This window comes from Pseudomonas sp. PVC-5-1 (assembly GCF_057444345.1).
Genome location: NZ_CM172024.1, coordinates 2,825,530 through 2,844,171 on the forward strand (window position 1 = coordinate 2,825,530; position 18,642 = coordinate 2,844,171).

Sequence of the window (18,642 nt, forward strand, 5' to 3'; positions counted from 1 at the left end):
CTGGCCATTTACCGCCCCACGGAGACAACGATGATCAAGACCGGCGATACACTGCCCGACGTAACGCTTTACCAGTACAGCAACGGCGAGGGCGGCTGTGCGATCGGCCCGAACGCGTTTTCCCTGCACGAGCGCTGCAAGCAGAAAAAAGTGGTGATCTTCGGCTTGCCAGGTGCCTTCACGCCTACCTGTTCGCAGCGGCACGTACCGGGCTACGTGGCCGCGGCCCAGGACCTGTTCGCTGCCGGGGTTGCCGAAATTCTCTGTGTTTCGGTCAATGATGCATTCGTCATGAATGCCTGGGGCGCGAGCCTGCAGGTGGGCGAGGCGGTCAGGATGATTGGCGATGGCAATGGTGAATTCAGCGAGGCGCTGGGCCTGATCCAGGACCTATCGGCACGCGGCATGGGTCGGCGTTCGCAACGCTATGCCATGTTGGTCGACGACTTGGTGGTCAGGCACATTGCGGTCGAAGCACCCGGCAAGTTCGAGTGCAGCGACGCTGCGAGCATGTTGGCTGTTTGTAAGCTCTGAAGGCATACACAGTTACTGTGGGAGCGGGCGCGCCCGCGAAACGGCCAACGCGGTGCGTGGCACCGGCTGCGCCGGTGTTCGCGGGCACGCCCGCTCCCACAGGGAATGTGACTCGCTCTCGAATATCGTTCCCTGCGCGACAGCGCAGCTCGAAGGGCTGGGCAATTGGCCCATCAACCTCTACTCGCCGCCTCACGCCGGGATGGCTTCAACTGAACCCCCTCCCAACGGGCAATCACCAGTGGTGCGATTGCATTGCCTAGCACGTTCAGCGTGGTAGTCCCGCTTTCAATCACTCGGAAGATGCCTGCCACCAGCGCCACAGCATCGAGGGGAAGCCCGGCAGATGCCAGCGTGGCCGAGAGGATGATGATTGCGAAGCCTGGAACACCGGCTGCGCCCTTGGAGGTGAGCACCATGGTCACGACCAGCAGTATTTGTTGGGACAGTGTGAGGTCTATACCGTAAAGCTGGGCGATGAAGATCGTCGCGACCCCCAGGAAAATCGACGCCCCATCCAGGTTGAACGCATACCCGACCGGTACTACGAAGCTGACGATACGTCTGGGAACACCATAGTGTTCAAGCTTCTCCATCAGCTGTGGCATTACCGCCGCGGATGCCGCACTCGAGCACGCCAGGATCAACTCGTCCTTGAAATAGCGGACAAGCTTCGACAGGTTCTCGCCGATCAACAGGCAGATACCGCCAAGTACGATCAGAGCGAAGAGGATCAGTGCCAGGTAAACGACCCCGATCAACTTCATCAATGGCAGCAGGGAGGCGAAGCCGAAGGTTGCCACGGTGGAACCGATCATGCCGAACACCCCAATGGGCGCGTATGCCATGACATAGTTCACCAGCTTGAACATTGCGTCGGCGGTGCCCTGGAGTGTCGCTACGACTGGGGCACTCTTTTCGCGCGGCAAGGCGTTCAGGGCCATACCGAATAGTACCGCGAAGAACAGGATGGAAAGCAACTTGCCTTCGGACAGCGACTGGAAGAGGTTGTCCGGCACAATGTTCTGCAGGATCAGCAAAGCGCCTTTTGCAGGTTCCGATTTAATGCTCGCAGCGCCTCCCGCCATGCCGGCGATCACCGTACCTGAACCAGGCCCCAGAAGATTGGCCAGCACGAGCCCGACAATGATTGCCAAGGTGGTGATTGCGAAAAAGTAGCCAAGGGACTTGACCCCCATACGGCCAAACGACTTGTTGTCGCCACCCCCTGCAATGCCGAGCACCATGCAGCAGAAGACGATGGGCACGACAATCATCTTCATCATCTTGATGAAGATGTCACCCAGGGGTTTGAGCACTTCACTGCTGACCCATTGTTGATGTTCCGGGTGTGTATTCAAGAACCAGCCAACGCTGATGCCGAGCAATAAGCCGATAAGGATCTGCCAGACCAGTGGGACTTTTTTCATGACGCCAGCCTGTTTTTATTGATTTAAGGTGTGCTGCGCTGTTGGCAGTAATTGAAGGCGTGAGCGACGCGCTCACGCCCGGGAGCACGCGGGCAAACAACGCTATTTGGCGAAGATCTGTCCCATGTCCTTGAACGCTTTGAACTCCAGCGCGTTACCACACGGGTCGAAGAGGAACATGGTGGCTTGCTCGCCCACCTGGCCTTTGAAGCGGATGTAGGGCTCGATGACGAATTCGGTACCCAGGTCGGTCAGGCGCTTGGCAAGCGCTTCCCACTCGTCCCACTGCAGAATCACGCCAAAGTGAGGGGCTGGCACATTGTGTCCATCTACCGGGTTGCTAAGTGCATGTTCCTGGTAGGGCATCTTGGGATGTTCGTGGATGACCAGTTGATGGCCATAGAAGTTGAAGTCGACCCATTGGGCTGCGGAACGTCCTTCTTCAAGGTTGAACACCTCGCCGTAGAACTTGCGAGCCGCGGGAATATCGTAAACCGGAATGGCGAGATGGAAGGGGGACAGGCTCATCAGAAACTCCTTGAGGGCTATGGGTAACGACCTGTGAAGTAACAGGTTGTCGATGGGGTGGGTGGCTTGTTTCTTGTGCTTGCCGATTCTAGGAGTGGCCAAGTGATAAAAAAATCAATATATTTTTCTTGAAAACACAAAGGAAATTTATGAATGATCCGCGAGCTCAAGACCCTGATTGCCGTGGCCCGGGAGGGCACGTTCGCTGCGGCCGGGCTCAAGGTGAACCTGACCCAGGCGGCCGTAAGCGCGCAGATGCAGAGGCTGGAGGCCGAACTGGGGTATGAGATCTTTGAACGCAAAGGCCGCAACGCCCAGCTGAACAGGCGCGGGCAGCAGACTCTGGAGCAGGCCCAGGAACTCGTCAGGCTTTACAACAGCCTGGGTTCCGGTGCACAGGGTGTGGCGCCTACCGTGCAGGTCGAGGTCGGCGCTATCGCGTCGGTACAGAGGTCACTGCTGCCACAAGCACTGGCGCAGTTTCATGGTGCCCGGCCTGAATGTCGCACGCGGATCATCCCTGGCCTGTCGCTGGAGCTGCTGAGTGCGGTAGATGCCCGGGAAATCGACATTGCCGTGATCATCAGGCCGCCGTTCGAATTGCAAAGCGATCTGCACTGGACAACGTTGGCAAGCGAGCCTTACAGGCTGATCGTTCCAGCCGGGCTCGCGGATGCAGAGTGGGGCGAAATGCTTTCGACCCAACCCTTCATTCGCTACGATCGCTCGTCATTTGGTGGGCGCCAGGTCGACCGCTTCCTTCGACAATTTCATTTCAATACCAGAGACGTGTGCGAACTGGACGAACTGGATGCCATCACCGAACTGGTCGGGAAGGGTGTGGGGGTAGCGTTGGTACCACAAACAGTCAGCCGGGACGCCTGGCCTGCCTCCGTGCGCGCCTATGATCTTGGCGCCCACACGTTCCATCGCGACATTGGCCTGGTTCACCCTGCAAACGTTGCCTTGAGCGTGCAGGTTACGCTCTTGGTCCAGCTGATTGTCGAGGCGGCTGTTCAATGCCACTGACAACCTGAACCGGCGCCCCCGGTTCAGGTTTGGCACGCCAGCGACGGCTACGCGGCAAAGTCGGTAGAGAGCGACAGGTCCCGCCACTGGGCCAGCTCTTGCTCTACCGCGCTGTTCTTGGCCTCGATGCGCGCGACGGCATCGCTGCCCAGCGCCAGGCGCAGTGGCGGGTTCGCTGCATTGACCAGGGCCAGCAGGGCTTCGGCCAGCTTCGCAGGGTTGCCGGGCTGGGCATGGTTGGCCGCCTCGGCGTGGTGGCGCATGACGCCGACGGTGGCTGCGTAGTCAGGCAGCTCCAGGGCTGTCTTCACCAGCGATTGGTCATCCAGGAAGTCGGTACGGAAGAAGCCCGGCTCGACCACGGTCACCTTGATCCCCAAGGGGGCCAGCTCCTGATGCATCGCTTCGCTGATGCCTTCGACCGCGAACTTGGTCGAACCGTACACCCCCCAGCCCATGTAGGCCTGGTAGCCGCCGAGCGACGAGATGTTGATCACGTGGCCGCTGCGTTGGCGACGCATGTGGGGCAGTACGGCGCGGGTTACGTTGAGCAGCCCGAAAACGTTGGTGGCGAACAGCCGTTCGGTTTCGCTGGCGCTGGTTTCTTCTACCGCGCCGAGCACGCCATAACCGGCATTGTTGACCAGCACGTCGATTTGCCCGAAATGCTTGATGCCAGCAGCGACCGCCGCATGGGCGTCCTCTTCGCGGGTCACATCCAGGCGCACGGCCAACAGGTTCGGGTGCCGGCCAAGGCGAGCCTCGATGTCTTCCGGGTTACGCGCCGTTGCGATGACGGCGTCACCCGCTGCCAGGGCCTGTTCGGCGATCAGGGTGCCGAAACCGCGGGAAGCGCCAGTAATAAGCCAGGTACGCATGTCAACTCCTCCTGTATCCGACCCTGCACCATGCGGGCCTTCTCGATGAGTTGAGCGAACTTTAAAATCTGCGGATTGCTGTGATAATCCCATGAATATTACATAGGCCTTTGAGTAGCTTTCAGTAATGAAGCCAACCAGCACCGCCGATCTGTCCCTGTTCCTGTGCATTGCCCGCCACCTGAACTTCAGCCGCGCGGCAGTCGAACTGGGCCTTACGCCCTCGGCCCTGAGCCATGCGCTGCGGGCTCTGGAAACCCGTCTTGATGTTCGCCTGTTCAACCGCACCACGCGCAGTGTGGCGCTTACCGAGGCCGGGGAGCGTCTTTACCAGAGGCTGCAACCGGCCTTTCGGGACATCGCCGACGCGCTGGAGGACCTCAACAACTTCCGCGACAAACCGTCAGGCAACCTGCGTATCACTGCCGGGCGCGCCGCAGTAGAGCTCGCGCTACTGCCACTGGCCAATCGCTTTCTGCTGGCGTATCCGGAGATACGCCTGGAAATCGTCAGTGACGATGCGCTGGTGGACATGGTGGGCACCGGCTTTGACGCTGGCGTGCGCCTGGGGGAGCGACTCCAGGCGGACATGGTTTCGCTGCCCATCGGCCCTTACCTTCGTTCGGTGGTGGTAGCGGCGCCCGCGTTTTTCGATCGATATCCTGTTCCACAGCACCCGCAAGACTTGAAGCAACTACCTTGCATCGGGCACCGCTTCCCTGGTGGCGCACTTTATCGATGGGAGTTCGAGCGCGGGGGTGTGCAACTGGAGGTCGATGTCCAGGGGCCCTTGGTATTGGGTGACGTCAGCCTGATGCTGGCGCCTGCCTTGCAAGGGCTCGGCCTGGCCTATGTGTTCGAAGACATGGCCAAGGAGCACCTGGAGCGTGGCCATCTGCAGCAGGTGCTGGAGGACTGGTGTCACTACTACCCGGGGCTGTATCTGTACTACCCGAGCCGCCGCCAGGTGCCTGCGGCGTTAAGGGCCTTCATCGAGTTCGTACGGGAGCAGCGCTAGCGTGAGCGTGGCTTTTGGAGGCAGGCAGGTAGGGAAGGGCTAAACTGGCGCCAGTTCCAGACGTTTCGCTTTGCCGTCGCTGCCTGCATACCCAGGAGGTAACTCATGGCTTCTGCACCTGAAAGGCTCTTTTTCGAGGACTTGCAAGTAGGTGAGTCCTTCATGAGCGGCTCGTATGAAATGACCCAGGAGCGGATCCTGAGTTTCGCCTCGGAGTTCGACCCCCAGCCATTCCATACGGACCCCGATGCTGCACAAGAAACCTTTTTTGCTGGGCTGGCTGCTAGCGGCTGGCATACCTGCGCAGTCACGATGCGGTTGTTGGTAGAGAGTGTTCCAGTGGCTGGAGGGCTCATCGGCGCCGGCAGCGAAATCAGCTGGCCAAGGGCCGTGCGACCAGGTGACCTGTTGCGAGTGACCACAACCATAAGGGAGCTTGCCGCGTCGAAGTCCAAGCCTGACCGGGGCTTCGCTGTCCTTGAGAGCATCACGCTCAATCAGGACGATGCCGTATGCCAAACCACGGTTTCAAGGGTATTGGTGTTTCGCCGGGCAGATGCGTAAGGCCCCGAACTGTCCACATCATTCAATGCTCATGGGCATGCGAGTGAACGGTCAGGGCACCCGGCACCTTGGTCCGTTCGAGCCCGCCGTGGTCCAGCCACCGAAGCGTCTGCTCATAGGCCCGCTCCAGCAACGACTCGGTCTGGTCGAAGTTGAATACCGAGACATCGACCGGGCACAAGGGCGGAACGATATGCAGGCTGGTGAGCGTGCGGAAGTGTTCGATGTCACTCACAAGCTGGCGCATGCTCTCGGTTCTGCTCAGGCCCCGCCAGAATTCGGCGAGAGTCTCGACACCCTGAGCGTTGGGCCTTGCTGCAAAGTAGGCACCGTTGATGGCGCCTACCGAGGCGCCAACCACCATGTCGAACTGGACTTCGGCTTCGACCAGGGCCCGCAGCATCCCCACCTGGACCGCACCCAGACTGCCGCCGCCAGCGAACACGATTGCGGTTTGCGTAGGCATGATTGCTGTCTCTGCGCAGACGTGTGTCGACTGAGTGTAGTTGGCAGGGGAGGTACGTCTGGATCCAGGCACGCCCCGTCTTTTGTTCGCCTGGATGTCTGGCGTCCACTTCCCTTGATTGCTCAGCCCAGTCTGCGGATGGCAGCCCTCCCTGATTCCTGAGCCGGTCGTCGTCGCTGCTGAACGGCTGCACTCAAGCCAGGATCAATCGAGCTGAGTCGCCCGATTTCATTCAGCCAGCAGGAGTTACAGCGATGGCCCAGTACCTGTACCTGATCAGCTACATCCTCGACAACCAACCCGGCACCTGCGAATTGCGCAGCGACCAGGAGGACCTGAGCCGCGAAGCAGCGCGCGATTACCTCCAAGGCCTGCACCGCAACGAAGCGTCATCTTTCACTGACGTGCAGGTGCAACGTCTGGAGCACGACCATGAGCCAGGCACGTCACCGGGGCATTATCAGCAACCATGAAAAGGTGAGGGCTGGCAGATGAAAAGAAGAGGTGAAACCTATAGAAAGTGGTGCGACCCGATCCTGCACCATCAAACCCATGAGGAAACGCTCGGAACCGGCACTTGCCTGGAAGTGCAGACGCGCTTGTCACGCACAGGCGCCACGCAGTTGTTCATTGGTGTCTATCGCACCGACGGTTCGGTGCTGTGCGAACGGATCTATGACCAACGCGCGGGGGAAACCATGAGGCGTGCGTTGCTGTGGGGTGTGGGATATGCCCGACGCGTCGCGGGTGAGGGCGAGGCGTTGCGTGGCGAACCGGCAGGTAGCTGATGATTTATCTCGGTTGCGCTGGCTGGAGCCTGTCGAGCCGTTACGCCGAGGCATTTGCGCAGCCCGGCAGCCACCTGCAACGCTACGCCACCCGCTTCAATGCAGTGGAAATCAACAGTTCCTTCTACCGGCCCCATCGCCCGGAAACCTATGCCCGTTGGGCTGCGTCCGTACCTGAGCATTTCCGCTTTGCGGTGAAGGTGCCCAAGGCCATCAGCCATGAGCAGCGGCTCTGCGGGTGCGAGGACGCGCTGGACAGGTTTCTTGCTCAATGCGGTCAGTTGGGCGACCGCCTGGGTTGCCTGCTGGTACAACTGCCGCCATCGCTTGGCCATGACCCCCAGCATGCGCGACGTTTCTTCGAAAGCCTGCGGCAACGGTATGACGGGCCGGTAGCGCTGGAGCCCAGGCACGCCAGCTGGCAATCGGCGCAACCGATGCTGGTCGATTTGCGCATCGCCCAGGTTGCCGCGAGCCCGTCGCGCTTCGTTACCGATGCGCATCCGGGAGGTTGGCCGGGGCTGGTCTACTGGCGCCTGCATGGCGAACCGAGGATCTACCACAGCGAGTATTCCGACGAATATCTGCAGCGTCTGGCTGAACGCTTGCCGCACAGCCTTGCCGCCGGAGTGCCCACCTGGTGCATTTTCGATAACACCGCCTCCGGCGCTGCGATAGCCAATGCACTGGCTTTGGAGCGGCATTTGCGCTGAGGAAGTGATGGAAGCATGGCGATGGAAAAGAGCGATGACCAATCAGTCAAAATTAATGAATCTTTTTACACGTCGCTCGCTCCATTAGTCTGAATTGGTGAAGGAGAGTGCAATGGCTGGACAGCAGTTGTATGTGATCGAGTACGAGCTTCATGGGGAATTTCGCACCTTCATCATCCGGCTCGAGCGTATGGACAACGCCGAAGCCTGGCACTGGGCAAGTTGCGATGCCGGCGTGGGTATCATTCCACGGTTCGGCCAGCACAAGATCAAGAAGGTCAGCCGGCCAATGGCTGAGCGCTACGGCATCGGCAATGTGCGCTGGCGGGTATCGGGCGACGGGCCGGAGTTCGTCGCACCGACCATTGATGTGAAGAAGTTTTCCAATAGCGGTACCGGCAATACCTGAAGCTTGTTGAGCGCAAGCCTGCCTGAAGTCTTCAGGCAGGCTTGCGCTCATGGGTTCGTTTCCCAAGTTTCGAGGCACCATCACTCTCACTTTCAGGAGCCAGTACGTGCCGCAAATCATCACTCCAGGCACCCCTGAACACGAGATCAGCGAGCGGAACGCCCGCATGTTCGGCTCGCCAAAGGAACGCCTGGATTTCTACCGCCGTGAAATCCAGTACGAGACCAGCATCCTTGCCAACCGCACTGACGCCTATCTAGCTGCCCAGTCGTTTCTGGTGATCGCCTTCGTGTCGTCAATGAGTAACCTCAACCAGAGCTGGGGCGAGATGTTCACGCTGGTGGTTCCCCCGTTTCTCGCATTGCTGGGCGTGTTGAGTTCACTCAATGCCTGGCCGGGCATTCGCGCGGCCTACAAGATCATCGAGCACTGGCAATTGAAACAGAGCCACCTTCTGCGCAGCGAGCCATTGATGGGCCTGGCATATGACGAATCGCCACTGTTCAGCGAGGCGGAAACCTCCCTGGCCGGGCACCGCAAGTCGTTGTTATTTTCGCTGCGTACGCCTTGGATATTCCTGGTCTTCTGGATGATTCTCGGTATTTACGCGGTCTTCATCCAGCTGGCGTGAGCGGCGCGGCTGCACCCCGAGACAACGCGGTACTCCAATCGTTGTCGACGCTGATTACCGCCACCTTCAAAGCCTTTGCTCCGGTACCAATAACCAGGTTTGATTGCGCCATTTTCTTTGGGTCTCCAGACAAGTGTCATAGATCACAAACGCTGAACTCCTGCAGCCCCACCTGCGTCCCTCGAATGAATGCCCCAGTAAAGACGGCATCCACCCAACAATCAGCTTCGAGGGCGAAACGATGGACAAGACTAATCAAAGCTCGACGTCTCCACCCGGTAGCACCCAGGAACATGCCTTGATCGATGACGCCGGTGCGCTGCTTGGCGAGGCCAGGCACAAAGGCAGCGAGCAGTTCGAACACTACCGCGATAACGCAGCCGATCAGCTTGATTCGCTCGAGGAAGGTGCGCGTTCGGCGGCAGCTGCGCTGCAAGGCAAGGACAGTCTCGGGCTGTCGCAGTACCTGAACCAGGCAGCAGAGTGCGTGGGTGAGTTCGCCGAACAGGTACGCCATGAAAGTGCCGAAAGCCTGCTGCAGCGTGGTGCTCAGTTGGCCAGGAGCAACCCGGCGCTATTCCTGGCCGGTAGCGTCGCCATCGGGTTTGCCGTATCGCGTTTCATGCGAGCCAGCAGCAGCCATGAGTCCACCACCCCTGCGTCGTCCGGTGATTGGCAACAGTCCCGCCCCGCGCAGCCAGTGCCTGATCGTGGTAGCGACGTATCCACCCGTGAACCTTTCACCCCAGTCGACCCAGTCGGTCCTGGTGCAGGCACGCCGGTCAGTGGCAGCCCGTTCGAGCGCGATCCACTCAAAGGAGGTGAATGATGAACAAAGAACCCTTGCATACCACCCCGAGCTTGCACACGGCGGAAGACGACGCCGTCGGTGTTGGCGGTTTGTTGCGCCATCTGATGCGGGAAGTACCGGACCTGTTCACCAAGGAGCTGGCGCTGGCCAAGGCAGAGCTGCAGCAGAACCTCGCCACCCTCAAGGCCGGCACGGCTGCGTTGGCAGCGGGTGCGATCGTGATGCTGGCGGGCTTCGTCATCCTGTTGCTGGCGGCAGTCTACGCCTTGGCGATGGTGCTCGAACCCTGGCTGGCAGCCCTGATCGTGGGCGCGGTCACCTTGGTAATCGGGTTCATCATGTTGCAGTCGGGCAAGAAACGGTTCGAACCCACGCATCTGGCCCCTGACCGTACCTTGCATGCCATGCAGCAGGACAAGGACACGCTGAAGAGGAAACTGCCATGACCACTTCCTTCGAACATGAAGCGCACAAAGACCCTGACTTGCTCGAGCAGGAAATCAACGCCAAGCGCGAGCACATCAGCGATCTGGTGGACGCCCTCGAACAGCGCCTGAGCCCGGGCCAGATGGTCGACCGGGTCCTGGCCTATGCCAAGGGCAATGGCGGCGAGTTCTTCGAGAACCTTGGCACCACCCTCAAGAACAACCCCGTACCCGCAACCCTGACGGTATTGGGCCTGGCCTGGCTGGGCCTGAACCAGAACCGCCCCTTCAACCCCGGGCCTGCACACCATGGGCCTGGGCTGGGCGAAAAACTCGGCGACGCGGTGGACACGGTGAAGGGCGCTTTCGCGCAGGCGGGGGAGGCAGTGCACGACGCCAGCCAGAAGGTGCGCATGAAAGCCCATGACATGCGCGATCGGGCCAGCGACTTTGGCAGCGGCGCCCGCGACTCCGTGGGGGCTTCCGCGGATACCCTGCGCCATTCGGCACACAAGGCCGCAGATCAGGCCACGGCACTGAAGGGCCAGTTCGATCACCTGCTGCAGGAGCAACCTCTGGTATTGGCCGCTTTGGGCATAGCACTGGGTGCGGCATTGGGGGCCGCATTACCCACTACCCGCAAGGAAGACCAGCTGATGGGCGCCAGCAGTGATCGTTTGAGCGACACACTCAAGGCCAAGGGCCGCGAAGTGAAGGCGTCGGTCGAAGAGTCGTTCGACAAGGTGGGTGGTAAAGCGTCTACACAGGCCGAGCGCAAGGCTGCAGACTCCGACCTTTCCTCAGGGTTGGGCTTCAATTCCTGATCCCGTGGGATGTGCGTCGCCGGCCCCTCTGCCTGCGCAGAGGGCTGGCGGCTCATCACGAAGGTTGTATAGGCCCAGGCTGGGAATGGCTGCGCAATATCGCTACGCTTTGGCCCACGCGCCAGGTCAAGAATTCGCCACAGTGAAGAAAACAGTTCGGTTTGATGATCTTCAGGTCTTCGTCACAACAGCCTTTGCCGGCAGCTTCTCGGCAGCGGCCAGGTTGTTGGATATTTCACCGGCCTTGGCCAGCGGGGCTGTCCAGCGACTGGAAAGCAGCCTGGGTGCCAGGTTGTTCGTGCGCTCCACGAGGCGTTTGCGGCTCTCGGATGATGGCGAGCGATATCTGCCCCATGCCCGTCAGGCCTTGGACGCACTGGACGCCGGTGAGGTGGCGCTGACCGAAGGGCGAGATGAGATCGCGGGTACACTTCGCCTGTCCATCCCTTCGGATATTGGCAGGAATCTGCTGCTGCCCTGGCTCGACGATTTCCAGCGGTTGAACCCCAAGGTGACGCTGCAACTGCGGGTCAGCGATCAGGTGGCCGACCTTGTCGGCCAGCAACTGGATGCGAGTATCAGGTATGGGCAACTGGCAGACTCCAGCCTCGTTTCACTGATGCTCGCCCCAGGGAATCGCAGAACGGTCTGCGCCTCACCTCAATACTTGGCACGACATGGGGCGCCAGACGCTCTGGAAGACCTGGGCAGGCATAATTGCCTGCGCTATGTGATGGGCGAGCAGACTTACGAGCGATGGAGTTTCCATTTGCCCGATGGAATCAAGACCGTCCAGGTTACAGGCGACCGCTTGAGCGATGACGCCGATGTCGTTCGGCGCTGGGGCGTTGAAGGATTGGGGATCGTTTACAAATCCAGGCTGGACGTTCTGGCGGATATACGCGCTGGGCGGCTGGTCGAGTTGTTTCCTTGGGATTACGGCCAACCTGCGCCGTTGCAACTGGTGTGCGCTCATCGAACCTCGCTCACACCTGCCGTGCAGGTGCTCAGAGCGTTTCTGGCGGAGCGTTTCGAGCAGCTCATCGGTGCTGATGGATAAGCTGACGGGGCTCATGGCCCCGCCTTGGTTACCTTGACTGGATGAATGCTCAGAAGCCTTCCAGGACAATCTTGCCTTTTGCCTTGCCGCTTTCGATCAGGGCATGGGCGCGTTTGAGGTTGCTGGCATTGATGCTGCCGAAGTGCTCGCCAACGGTGGTCTTGATGACCCCTTCGTCGACCAGCGTCGAGACTTTTTCCAGCAGATGGTGCTGCTTGATCATGTCCTCGGTCTGGTACAGCGAGCGTGTGAACATCAGCTCCCAGTGCACCGACAGCGATTTGCGCTTGAACGGCACGACATCAAGATGCTCAGGGTCATCGATCAGCGCGAGCTTGCCCTGTGGGCGCAGGACTTCGACGATCTGCGCGAGGTACGCATCGGTGTGAGTCAGGCTGATCACGTAATCCACTGGGTTGAGCTGGAGTTGCTCCAGTTGCAGGGCAAAGGATGCCGAATGGTCGATGACGTGATGTGCCCCGAGTTCGCTGACCCAGGCCTGGGTTTCAGGCCGTGACGCGGTACCGATCACCTTGAGCTGGGTACGCTTGCGTGCAAGCTGTACCAGGATCGAACCAACCCCGCCGCCGGCACCGATGATCAGCAGGCTCTTGCCAGCGCCGCCATTTTCCTCAACACCCAGGCGGTCGAACAGCAGCTCCCAGGCGGTGATGGACGTCAGCGGCAAGGCTGCGGCACTGGCATTGTCCAGAGTACGAGGCTTGTGCCCGACGATGCGTTCGTCGACCAGGTGAAACTCGCTGTAAGTGCCCGGGCGGTCGATCGCGCCGGCGTAGAACACTTCGTCGCCAGGCTGGAACAACGACACCTCGGCGCCGACCTCGCGAACGACGCCCACGGCATCCCATCCCAACACCTGGGGATGGGCGCCGCCGCGGCTGGCTCTGACCTTGGTATCGACCGGGTTTACTGCGATAGCTTTGACTTCCACCAACAGGTCCCTCGCGCCGGGCGTGGGTTTGGGCAGTTCGTGCTCGTACAACGATCGGGAATCCTGGATCGGGAGGCCGGGGGTGTCGTAGACGATTGCTTTCATTGGGATGTGACCTTTCAGGTAAACAGTGGTAACAGGCTAATCGTGTCGCCCTCCCTGAAAAACCGGGCAATTGCCGGAACACTTTCCGCATTTCGCTGAAAATCGGCTAGCTGCCTTGTGGTGGAACGCTGCCAACAGACTGCGCAACGTTGTCGGGACTCGGGAATTGGGTTCAGGCAACAGGGATCGGGTTCTCAACCAGCGCCAGGTTGAACTGGTGAATCAGTTCGTGTTCGTTCAGGCCCTGGTTGGCTCGCAGCGGGACGACACGATCCACCAGGACTTCCGTGGTTGCGGATTCGAGCTTGACCAAGGTTTCCTGGATAAAATCATCCAGCGGCATGGCGCGCTCATCACCGCTCTTGTGAATCAGATCGGTGTCCACCCAAGGTGGCGCAATTTCCAGTACCTTGACGCTGGTGTCACGCAGGCTGAACCGCTGCGACAGTGAGTAGGAGTGGATGGCGGCCTTGGTCGCCGAATACAAAGCGGTGGCCGCCAGCGGCAGGTAGGCCAGAACCGAACTGTTGTTGATGATGCAAGCATCCGGTTGGCGCTTGAGGTGCTCGACGAAGGCTGCGCTGACGCGCACCGGGCCGAGCAGGTTGGTCTGCAGCAGGCTCACTGCTTGTTCGTCGTCGAAGTCCCCGGAAGCCGGATTGTCGAACGGCATGACGCCGGCATTGTTGATGATCACGTTCAATGCAGGATGGCGGCGGATCACATCCTGGGCCACCTCCTTGATCTGCTGCGGATCATTGATGTCCAGGCGCACTGTATCGATCCCCGGGTTGGCCTGGGCGATTTCATCCAACAGTGCCTGACGGCGCCCCGCAACGATCACTTTATTACCACGTTGGTGGAATGCCTCGGCCAGGGCGCGGCCGATGCCTGAGGTACCGCCGGTAATGAAAATGGTGTTTGCGCTAAGTTTCATGATCCGTCTCCTTGCATTGTTCAGTTGGCGTTGTAGCGAGGGGCAAGCTGATTGCTGGACAGCTGGCCGAACAGGGCTTGCCGGCTGGCCTCGTAGCGTTCGAAGGACTTCAGGTCATGCATCGAGGGGATAGAGATCAGTACCTCGTCGTCAAAGTCCTGCAGGGCACCGTCCACCAGGTCCTGGGCCGACATCACGATACCCGGATCAAGGTTTTCGACCGGCAAGCCGCCGATCTGCCAGAAGTCGGTGGCGGTGGCTCCTGGCAGCACTGCCTGGATCCTTATGCCTTTGTCCGCAAGCTCCTTGTGCAGGGACTGGGTAAAGGCGGTGACATACGCCTTGCTGCCACCGTACACACCATTGAGCAGCTCCGGCGCCAGGCTGACAACGGACGAGATGTTGATCACGGCGCCTTGCGCACGGGCGACAAATCCGGGGATGGTCGCGTAGGTGAGGCGGGTGAGGGCGGTGACGTTGAGGGTGATCATTTCAGCCATGCGCTCGACATCACTTTCCAGCAGGCTGGTGTGGGTGCCTATGCCTGCGTTGTTCACCAGCAGGCTGATACTGGCGTCCTCGCGCAATTTGCGTTCTACCTTGGCCAGGTCATCTGTGTTTGCCAGGTCTGCCGGAAACACCTCCACGTTCTGCCGGGTTTCTGTAGTCAGCCGGCTGGCCAACGTATTGAGGCGCTCCCGGTTGCGAGCCACCAGCACCAGGTCGTAACCCCGACGCGCCAAGCGTTCTGCGTAGATCGCGCCGATGCCGGTAGAGGCGCCAGTGATGAGGGCAGTGCCTTTGAATTGCTGCTTCATGGTCATGCTCCGTTGTTGGATGTGGAGCCCATGATGCAGAAGGTCGCCTTTGTCTTAAACGACACATATGGTACGTTTTCAGGACATCCAATGTGGAGCTCCAACCATGCACCGGGTCGGCTATCTCATCACCGAAGGTTTCCAGATCATGTCGCTGGCGACGCAGGCCGTGTTCGAGTTCGCGAACATTGTCGCGGGCGAAACGGTTTACAAGATCCAGAATTTTTCCATCGGCGGCGGCACGGTGCGTTCTTCCCTGGGCATGTACATGGACACGCTGCCGTTGGGCGCTCCTGGTCTGGCTGATACCTGGATGATCACGGGAACCCTGACGCCGCTGACTCCGCCAGGCGAGGAAGTGCTGGCCAGCGTCAGAGGCTTTGTCGATGGCGCTCGACGCACGGCCGGTCTGTGTACCGGCTGTTTCGTGTTGGCCCAGGCAGGCGTGCTGGACAACCGGCGGGCCACGACACATTGGGCCTATGCGAAAAAGTTGCGTGAACTGCACCCGAAGATCGAAGTGGAAGAAGACCGAATCTTCATTGTGGACGGGCAGATCTGGACGTCCGCCGGGATGACCGCCGCCCTGGACATGGCACTGGGTATGGTGGAAAAAGACCTGGGAACCGAGATGGCCAGGTCAGTGGCACGCAAGCTGGTGATGCATCAGCGCCGCTCCGGTGGGCAATCGCAGCATTCCGAGTTGCTGGCGCTTTCGCCGAAGTCTGATCGGATACAAAACGCCCTGGATTACGCACGCAAGCATTTGAGCCGTCCATTGAGTGTCGAAGAGCTCGCCGAGTCCGTGCATTTGAGCCCCCGACAATTTACCCGCGTATTCACTGCCGAGACAGGTCAATCACCTGCCAAGGCTGTGGAAAGCCTGCGCCTTGAGGCTGCCCGCCTGATGATCGAGCAGAGTCGCCACAGCCTGGATGTGGTGGCGAAGGAAACCGGGTTCAGGGACCGTCGGCACATGCGGGAGGTGTTCATTCGTGGTTTTGGTGTCCCGCCTCAAGCCGTGCGAAGAGATGCCCGGCGGGTCATATTGGTTGAATGACAACGGACCCAGCCCGATGGATGTGCGCTTTCTGGCTCTGATCCACTACACAGGAAGCAGGTGCTCTCGTTCAAGCAACTCGATGTTGGACGGCTTCACCCGAACTTCGTGAAGCTCTGGCGCGGTGAACCAGCGGCACTCGACTATCTCGTGATCTGCAGCAGGCTTTGCTCCCGCTTCAACAGGCAGCTGATAGAGGTAGTGCTCCTCACCTGCGAGCACGTAATGGTTGAGGAATCGAGCACCATTGAAGGGTAGGCAAGTTTCCTCCATCAGCTCGCGCTGCGCTGTATCCAGGTGATGCTCGCCTGGGTCAATCTTCCCGCCTGGCAACGCCCATTCAGCGCCTTGCTTGCGCACGAAAAGGATGCGTCCTGCCTGCAGGCAAATGACCGTCGAGTGTCGTTCTCTGGCGTTGTTCATCATGCCCCTCCCGTACCATGGAGGTGGCATCAGGGCAGCAATCACCCTGATGCCCGCTGCTGATTATCAGCGCTCTTTATCCCACTGCTGCTGATCATCTGCCTGGTTTTGCTGACCACCCATGCGGTCCTTGTCTTGCAGGTTCTGGTTCTGCTTGTCGGTCGTACCCTGGCCGCCCTGGCTGCCCGTATCACGGGAACGTTCCCAGTCCTTGTTCATCTTGTCCTCAGGTTTTTGGCCGGATTGGCTGCCACCTTGCTGCTGACCGGGCATCCGCCCCCCCGAACCTTGGCCGCCTTGCTGGCCAGGTCCGGCAGTATTGTTGCCCATGCCGGTGTCAGCATTGCCCTGGTTGCCACCTTTGTCTTGATTGTTTGCCATGATCGCTTACCTCGGGTCAAACACAGGAAGGTCTGTGTGTACTGTTATGACCGAGGCCCGTTCGCGCGGTATTCAAGGAATATTTGGCTAGCTGACTAAACGCATGAATTTCAGGGGTACGAGATTTTGGTGTGTGGGCAGGAAGGTGCCTGAAGGGCAGCGCCATCTGCGAAACCCTGTTCGGGGCGATCGGAGATCGCCCCTTTTGCGGTTCAGGGGCGGTCCTTGAGGGTTTCGAAGGCTTTGACGCTTTTGATCAGGCTTTTGTTGCTGGCGGAACCGGCACTGTTGAACAGGAAAGAGAAATCCGAGGCCAATGACGGGCTGCCGGCAATCGTCGCGTACTGATGGCACTGGTTGCAGTTATCACCCTGCACGTAGGTCTCCATGGTGGTGTTGGCCACCGGCACGTTGCCCTGGCTGATGAACGGCCCGTACGACAGCGGCACTTGCGCGTTGGCGCCCGGTTCCGGGCTGGGCGGATTGGGGGCGAGGGTCCAGAGTACGTTGATCAGCTTGTAGTACTGGAACACCGACTTGCCTTGGCTGTGCTGCGCGAAGTTGGCTTGTACCGCGCTGTTGAGGGCTTGCAGGTCGCCGGGCACGGGGTGTTCGCGGGTGGTCTGTACCGGCTGGTCGCGTGGGAAGAGATCGGTGCAGTCCTTGTCGGGATGCGTTTGCTTGCACTGGATACGGGCTTGGTTTGGTGTGCACTCGGGGCCGTTGCCACAGTCAGGGTTGTTGAAGGCAAACCCGTTTGGCGGGGTTTGTTGCGGCGGAACCTGGGCCGGTTCGGGCACGTTGTCCACCTGCTCGAAGGTGGTCCAGATGAAGTTGGGCGAAGCCTGGGTCTTGTTGATGATATGCAGGCCCACCAGCCCCACCACCTCCTGGGTGCACTCCAGCGTGTCGGGGCGTTTGAGCCAGGCCACGGTAGTCAGGTAGCGCCCGAACAGCTCGGGTTTGCCGGTCAGCACCCGCCAGGCGGCCTTGAGTTCGATCGCGCCCAGTTGCTCCTGTGGCACTGGGGAGGTTGGCAGTGAACGCATCGGTTCACCGATGGGCAGCGACAGGCCCTCCGGTGTCTGGCCGTCGAGGTTTCGCGCGACCTTCAATTGGTTGGCGGCGTCGTAGAGCCCCTTGTCGACGATGTAGTCGAACTCGGCCTTGCCCACCTTGCGTTCAAAAAACACCAGTTTGCCCGCCTGGTCCGTCAGCCAGCCGCCGGACGCTTCCATGACCGGGTCGGGAATGGAGGCAAGTGTCCCGGTCGACAGGTGGAAACCGTGCAAGGCATTGATCGCGCCTTCGGAGGTGGCGTTCATGAACTTGCGCGCGCCCACCTTGAGTGTCTTGAGGCTACCTTGGGTGCTGCAGTCGGACGGTACCAGGGTTTGCACGCCCCAGCCGGTGGGCGTGGGGGCGCCGGGCAGGAAGATGTCGTTGGCGTCCTTGTAGCTGGCCCATACCGGGGCCACGCTCATGGGTTGACCCGGTGTGGAGGGGACCCCGAACTGCGCCAGCGTGCTTTGCATGTCGGGTTCGCCCGCCAGACTGGCGGTGGCCGGCCAACCGGGGTTCACCGGCCAGTTCAAGGCAATGAACAACTGCCAGCCAAAGCAGTTCATGAACGCTTGGCTGGTGGCATTGAAGTTGTTGACCGGCAGGAATCCCCCGCTGGCCGGGTTGAACACCAATTGCTGCTGTACACAGGTATCGGCGTCCGACAGCGTGGCCGCCGTGGCGGGTTGCGGGGTCGACAGGCACAGTAGAATGCCGCACAGCAGCGACAGAAGACTCAAGCGTGACCTGGACATCATTGCGCTCCTTGCAAGCTGTGAAGCCGCACCCGAAGGTG

At 60.1% G+C, this 18,642-nt stretch carries 24 protein-coding genes; 14 read left to right on the forward strand and 10 right to left on the reverse strand.

Going from position 1 to position 18,642, the window contains the following annotated elements; all coding sequences use genetic code 11:
- Positions 1–30: 30 nt before the first annotated feature.
- On the forward strand, positions 31–534 hold the full coding sequence (locus tag AC2T3R_RS12860) for a peroxiredoxin (protein WP_182329288.1): 504 nt from the start codon (positions 31–33) through the stop codon (positions 532–534).
- Positions 535–707: 173 nt separating this feature from the next.
- Here the strand turns inward: AC2T3R_RS12860 and AC2T3R_RS12865 are convergent, their stop codons facing one another.
- Complete coding sequence (locus AC2T3R_RS12865; RefSeq protein ID WP_486745241.1) at positions 708–1,964, reverse strand: cation:dicarboxylate symporter family transporter; 1,257 nt, start codon at positions 1,962–1,964, stop codon at positions 708–710.
- A gap of 102 nt (positions 1,965–2,066) precedes the next feature.
- Entirely contained in the window at positions 2,067–2,492 is a 426-nt protein-coding gene (locus tag AC2T3R_RS12870; RefSeq protein WP_410952446.1) for a VOC family protein, read from the reverse strand.
- A gap of 153 nt (positions 2,493–2,645) precedes the next feature.
- On the opposite strand from AC2T3R_RS12870, the gene AC2T3R_RS12875 reads away from it, so the two are divergent.
- Positions 2,646–3,521: a LysR family transcriptional regulator gene (locus AC2T3R_RS12875; protein ID WP_486745242.1), complete on the forward strand. Its 876-nt coding sequence runs from the start codon at positions 2,646–2,648 to the stop codon at positions 3,519–3,521.
- A 47-nt stretch (positions 3,522–3,568) separates the two neighbouring features.
- Here the strand turns inward: AC2T3R_RS12875 and AC2T3R_RS12880 are convergent, their stop codons facing one another.
- Entirely contained in the window at positions 3,569–4,399 is an 831-nt protein-coding gene (locus tag AC2T3R_RS12880; protein WP_410952444.1) for an oxidoreductase, read from the reverse strand.
- Positions 4,400–4,526: 127 nt separating this feature from the next.
- Between AC2T3R_RS12880 and AC2T3R_RS12885 the strand changes: the two genes are divergently transcribed.
- Both AC2T3R_RS12885 and AC2T3R_RS12890 read left to right on the forward strand, forming a co-directional pair.
- Positions 4,527–5,417, forward strand: a complete 891-nt coding sequence (locus tag AC2T3R_RS12885; RefSeq protein WP_486745243.1) for a LysR family transcriptional regulator — start codon at positions 4,527–4,529, stop codon at positions 5,415–5,417.
- Between the two features lie 105 nt (positions 5,418–5,522).
- A complete protein-coding gene (locus AC2T3R_RS12890; RefSeq protein ID WP_039613420.1) occupies positions 5,523–5,981 on the forward strand; it encodes a MaoC family dehydratase in 459 nt (152 codons plus the stop codon).
- A 22-nt stretch (positions 5,982–6,003) separates the two neighbouring features.
- Here the strand turns inward: AC2T3R_RS12890 and AC2T3R_RS12895 are convergent, their stop codons facing one another.
- Positions 6,004–6,447, reverse strand: coding sequence for a patatin-like phospholipase family protein (locus AC2T3R_RS12895; protein ID WP_410952443.1), 444 nt, complete (start codon positions 6,445–6,447; stop codon positions 6,004–6,006).
- Between the two features lie 254 nt (positions 6,448–6,701).
- On the opposite strand from AC2T3R_RS12895, the gene AC2T3R_RS12900 reads away from it, so the two are divergent.
- From AC2T3R_RS12900 to AC2T3R_RS12940, 9 genes are all read left to right on the forward strand, one after another.
- Positions 6,702–6,920 carry a hypothetical protein gene (locus AC2T3R_RS12900; protein ID WP_013972583.1) on the forward strand — a complete coding sequence of 73 codons (219 nt, stop codon included), beginning with the start codon at positions 6,702–6,704 and terminating at the stop codon, positions 6,918–6,920.
- A gap of 18 nt (positions 6,921–6,938) precedes the next feature.
- Positions 6,939–7,235: a hypothetical protein gene (locus AC2T3R_RS12905; protein WP_013972584.1), complete on the forward strand. Its 297-nt coding sequence runs from the start codon at positions 6,939–6,941 to the stop codon at positions 7,233–7,235.
- Positions 7,235–7,948 carry a DUF72 domain-containing protein gene (locus tag AC2T3R_RS12910; RefSeq protein WP_486745244.1) on the forward strand — a complete coding sequence of 238 codons (714 nt, stop codon included), beginning with the start codon at positions 7,235–7,237 and terminating at the stop codon, positions 7,946–7,948. The genes AC2T3R_RS12905 and AC2T3R_RS12910 overlap by 1 nt, the downstream gene beginning before the upstream one ends.
- Positions 7,949–8,060: 112 nt before the next feature.
- A complete protein-coding gene (locus AC2T3R_RS12915) occupies positions 8,061–8,357 on the forward strand; it encodes a DUF6555 family protein (RefSeq protein WP_015270275.1) in 297 nt (98 codons plus the stop codon).
- A gap of 106 nt (positions 8,358–8,463) precedes the next feature.
- Positions 8,464–8,988, forward strand: coding sequence for a hypothetical protein (locus tag AC2T3R_RS12920; protein ID WP_015270276.1), 525 nt, complete (start codon positions 8,464–8,466; stop codon positions 8,986–8,988).
- Between the two features lie 241 nt (positions 8,989–9,229).
- Positions 9,230–9,817 (forward strand): hypothetical protein, encoded by a 588-nt coding sequence (locus AC2T3R_RS12925; RefSeq protein ID WP_486745245.1) that lies wholly within the window; start codon positions 9,230–9,232, stop codon positions 9,815–9,817.
- Positions 9,817–10,245, forward strand: coding sequence for a phage holin family protein (locus AC2T3R_RS12930; protein WP_486745246.1), 429 nt, complete (start codon positions 9,817–9,819; stop codon positions 10,243–10,245). Before AC2T3R_RS12925 ends, AC2T3R_RS12930 begins: the two co-directional genes overlap by 1 nt.
- On the forward strand, positions 10,242–11,048 hold the full coding sequence (locus AC2T3R_RS12935) for a DUF3618 domain-containing protein (RefSeq protein ID WP_410952440.1): 807 nt from the start codon (positions 10,242–10,244) through the stop codon (positions 11,046–11,048). The genes AC2T3R_RS12930 and AC2T3R_RS12935 overlap by 4 nt, the downstream gene beginning before the upstream one ends.
- Before the next feature lie 85 nt (positions 11,049–11,133).
- Positions 11,134–12,108, forward strand: coding sequence for a LysR family transcriptional regulator (locus AC2T3R_RS12940; protein ID WP_410952439.1), 975 nt, complete (start codon positions 11,134–11,136; stop codon positions 12,106–12,108).
- A 49-nt stretch (positions 12,109–12,157) separates the two neighbouring features.
- Here the strand turns inward: AC2T3R_RS12940 and AC2T3R_RS12945 are convergent, their stop codons facing one another.
- The 3 genes from AC2T3R_RS12945 to AC2T3R_RS12955 all read right to left on the reverse strand — a co-directional run bounded on the left by AC2T3R_RS12945 (position 12,158) and on the right by AC2T3R_RS12955 (position 14,920).
- The gene (locus AC2T3R_RS12945; RefSeq protein WP_039613412.1) at positions 12,158–13,165 is read right to left on the reverse strand and encodes a zinc-binding alcohol dehydrogenase family protein; all 1,008 of its coding nucleotides are present in this window, start codon (positions 13,163–13,165) and stop codon (positions 12,158–12,160) included.
- A 172-nt stretch (positions 13,166–13,337) separates the two neighbouring features.
- Entirely contained in the window at positions 13,338–14,102 is a 765-nt protein-coding gene (locus AC2T3R_RS12950) for an SDR family oxidoreductase (protein ID WP_232881510.1), read from the reverse strand.
- A 20-nt stretch (positions 14,103–14,122) separates the two neighbouring features.
- Positions 14,123–14,920: an SDR family NAD(P)-dependent oxidoreductase gene (locus tag AC2T3R_RS12955; RefSeq protein WP_410952437.1), complete on the reverse strand. Its 798-nt coding sequence runs from the start codon at positions 14,918–14,920 to the stop codon at positions 14,123–14,125.
- Between the two features lie 106 nt (positions 14,921–15,026).
- Here AC2T3R_RS12955 and AC2T3R_RS12960 point away from each other — a divergent pair, with 106 nt between their 5' ends.
- Positions 15,027–15,980, forward strand: coding sequence for a GlxA family transcriptional regulator (locus tag AC2T3R_RS12960; RefSeq protein WP_054571942.1), 954 nt, complete (start codon positions 15,027–15,029; stop codon positions 15,978–15,980).
- Between the two features lie 45 nt (positions 15,981–16,025).
- Here the strand turns inward: AC2T3R_RS12960 and AC2T3R_RS12965 are convergent, their stop codons facing one another.
- The 3 genes from AC2T3R_RS12965 to AC2T3R_RS12975 all read right to left on the reverse strand — a co-directional run bounded on the left by AC2T3R_RS12965 (position 16,026) and on the right by AC2T3R_RS12975 (position 18,601).
- On the reverse strand, positions 16,026–16,403 hold the full coding sequence (locus AC2T3R_RS12965) for an NUDIX domain-containing protein (protein WP_024087115.1): 378 nt from the start codon (positions 16,401–16,403) through the stop codon (positions 16,026–16,028).
- Positions 16,404–16,469: 66 nt separating this feature from the next.
- On the reverse strand, positions 16,470–16,784 hold the full coding sequence (locus AC2T3R_RS12970) for a hypothetical protein (protein WP_486745247.1): 315 nt from the start codon (positions 16,782–16,784) through the stop codon (positions 16,470–16,472).
- 212 nt (positions 16,785–16,996) lie between these two features.
- Complete coding sequence (locus AC2T3R_RS12975) at positions 16,997–18,601, reverse strand: hypothetical protein (protein WP_486745248.1); 1,605 nt, start codon at positions 18,599–18,601, stop codon at positions 16,997–16,999.
- Positions 18,602–18,642: the final 41 nt, after the last annotated feature.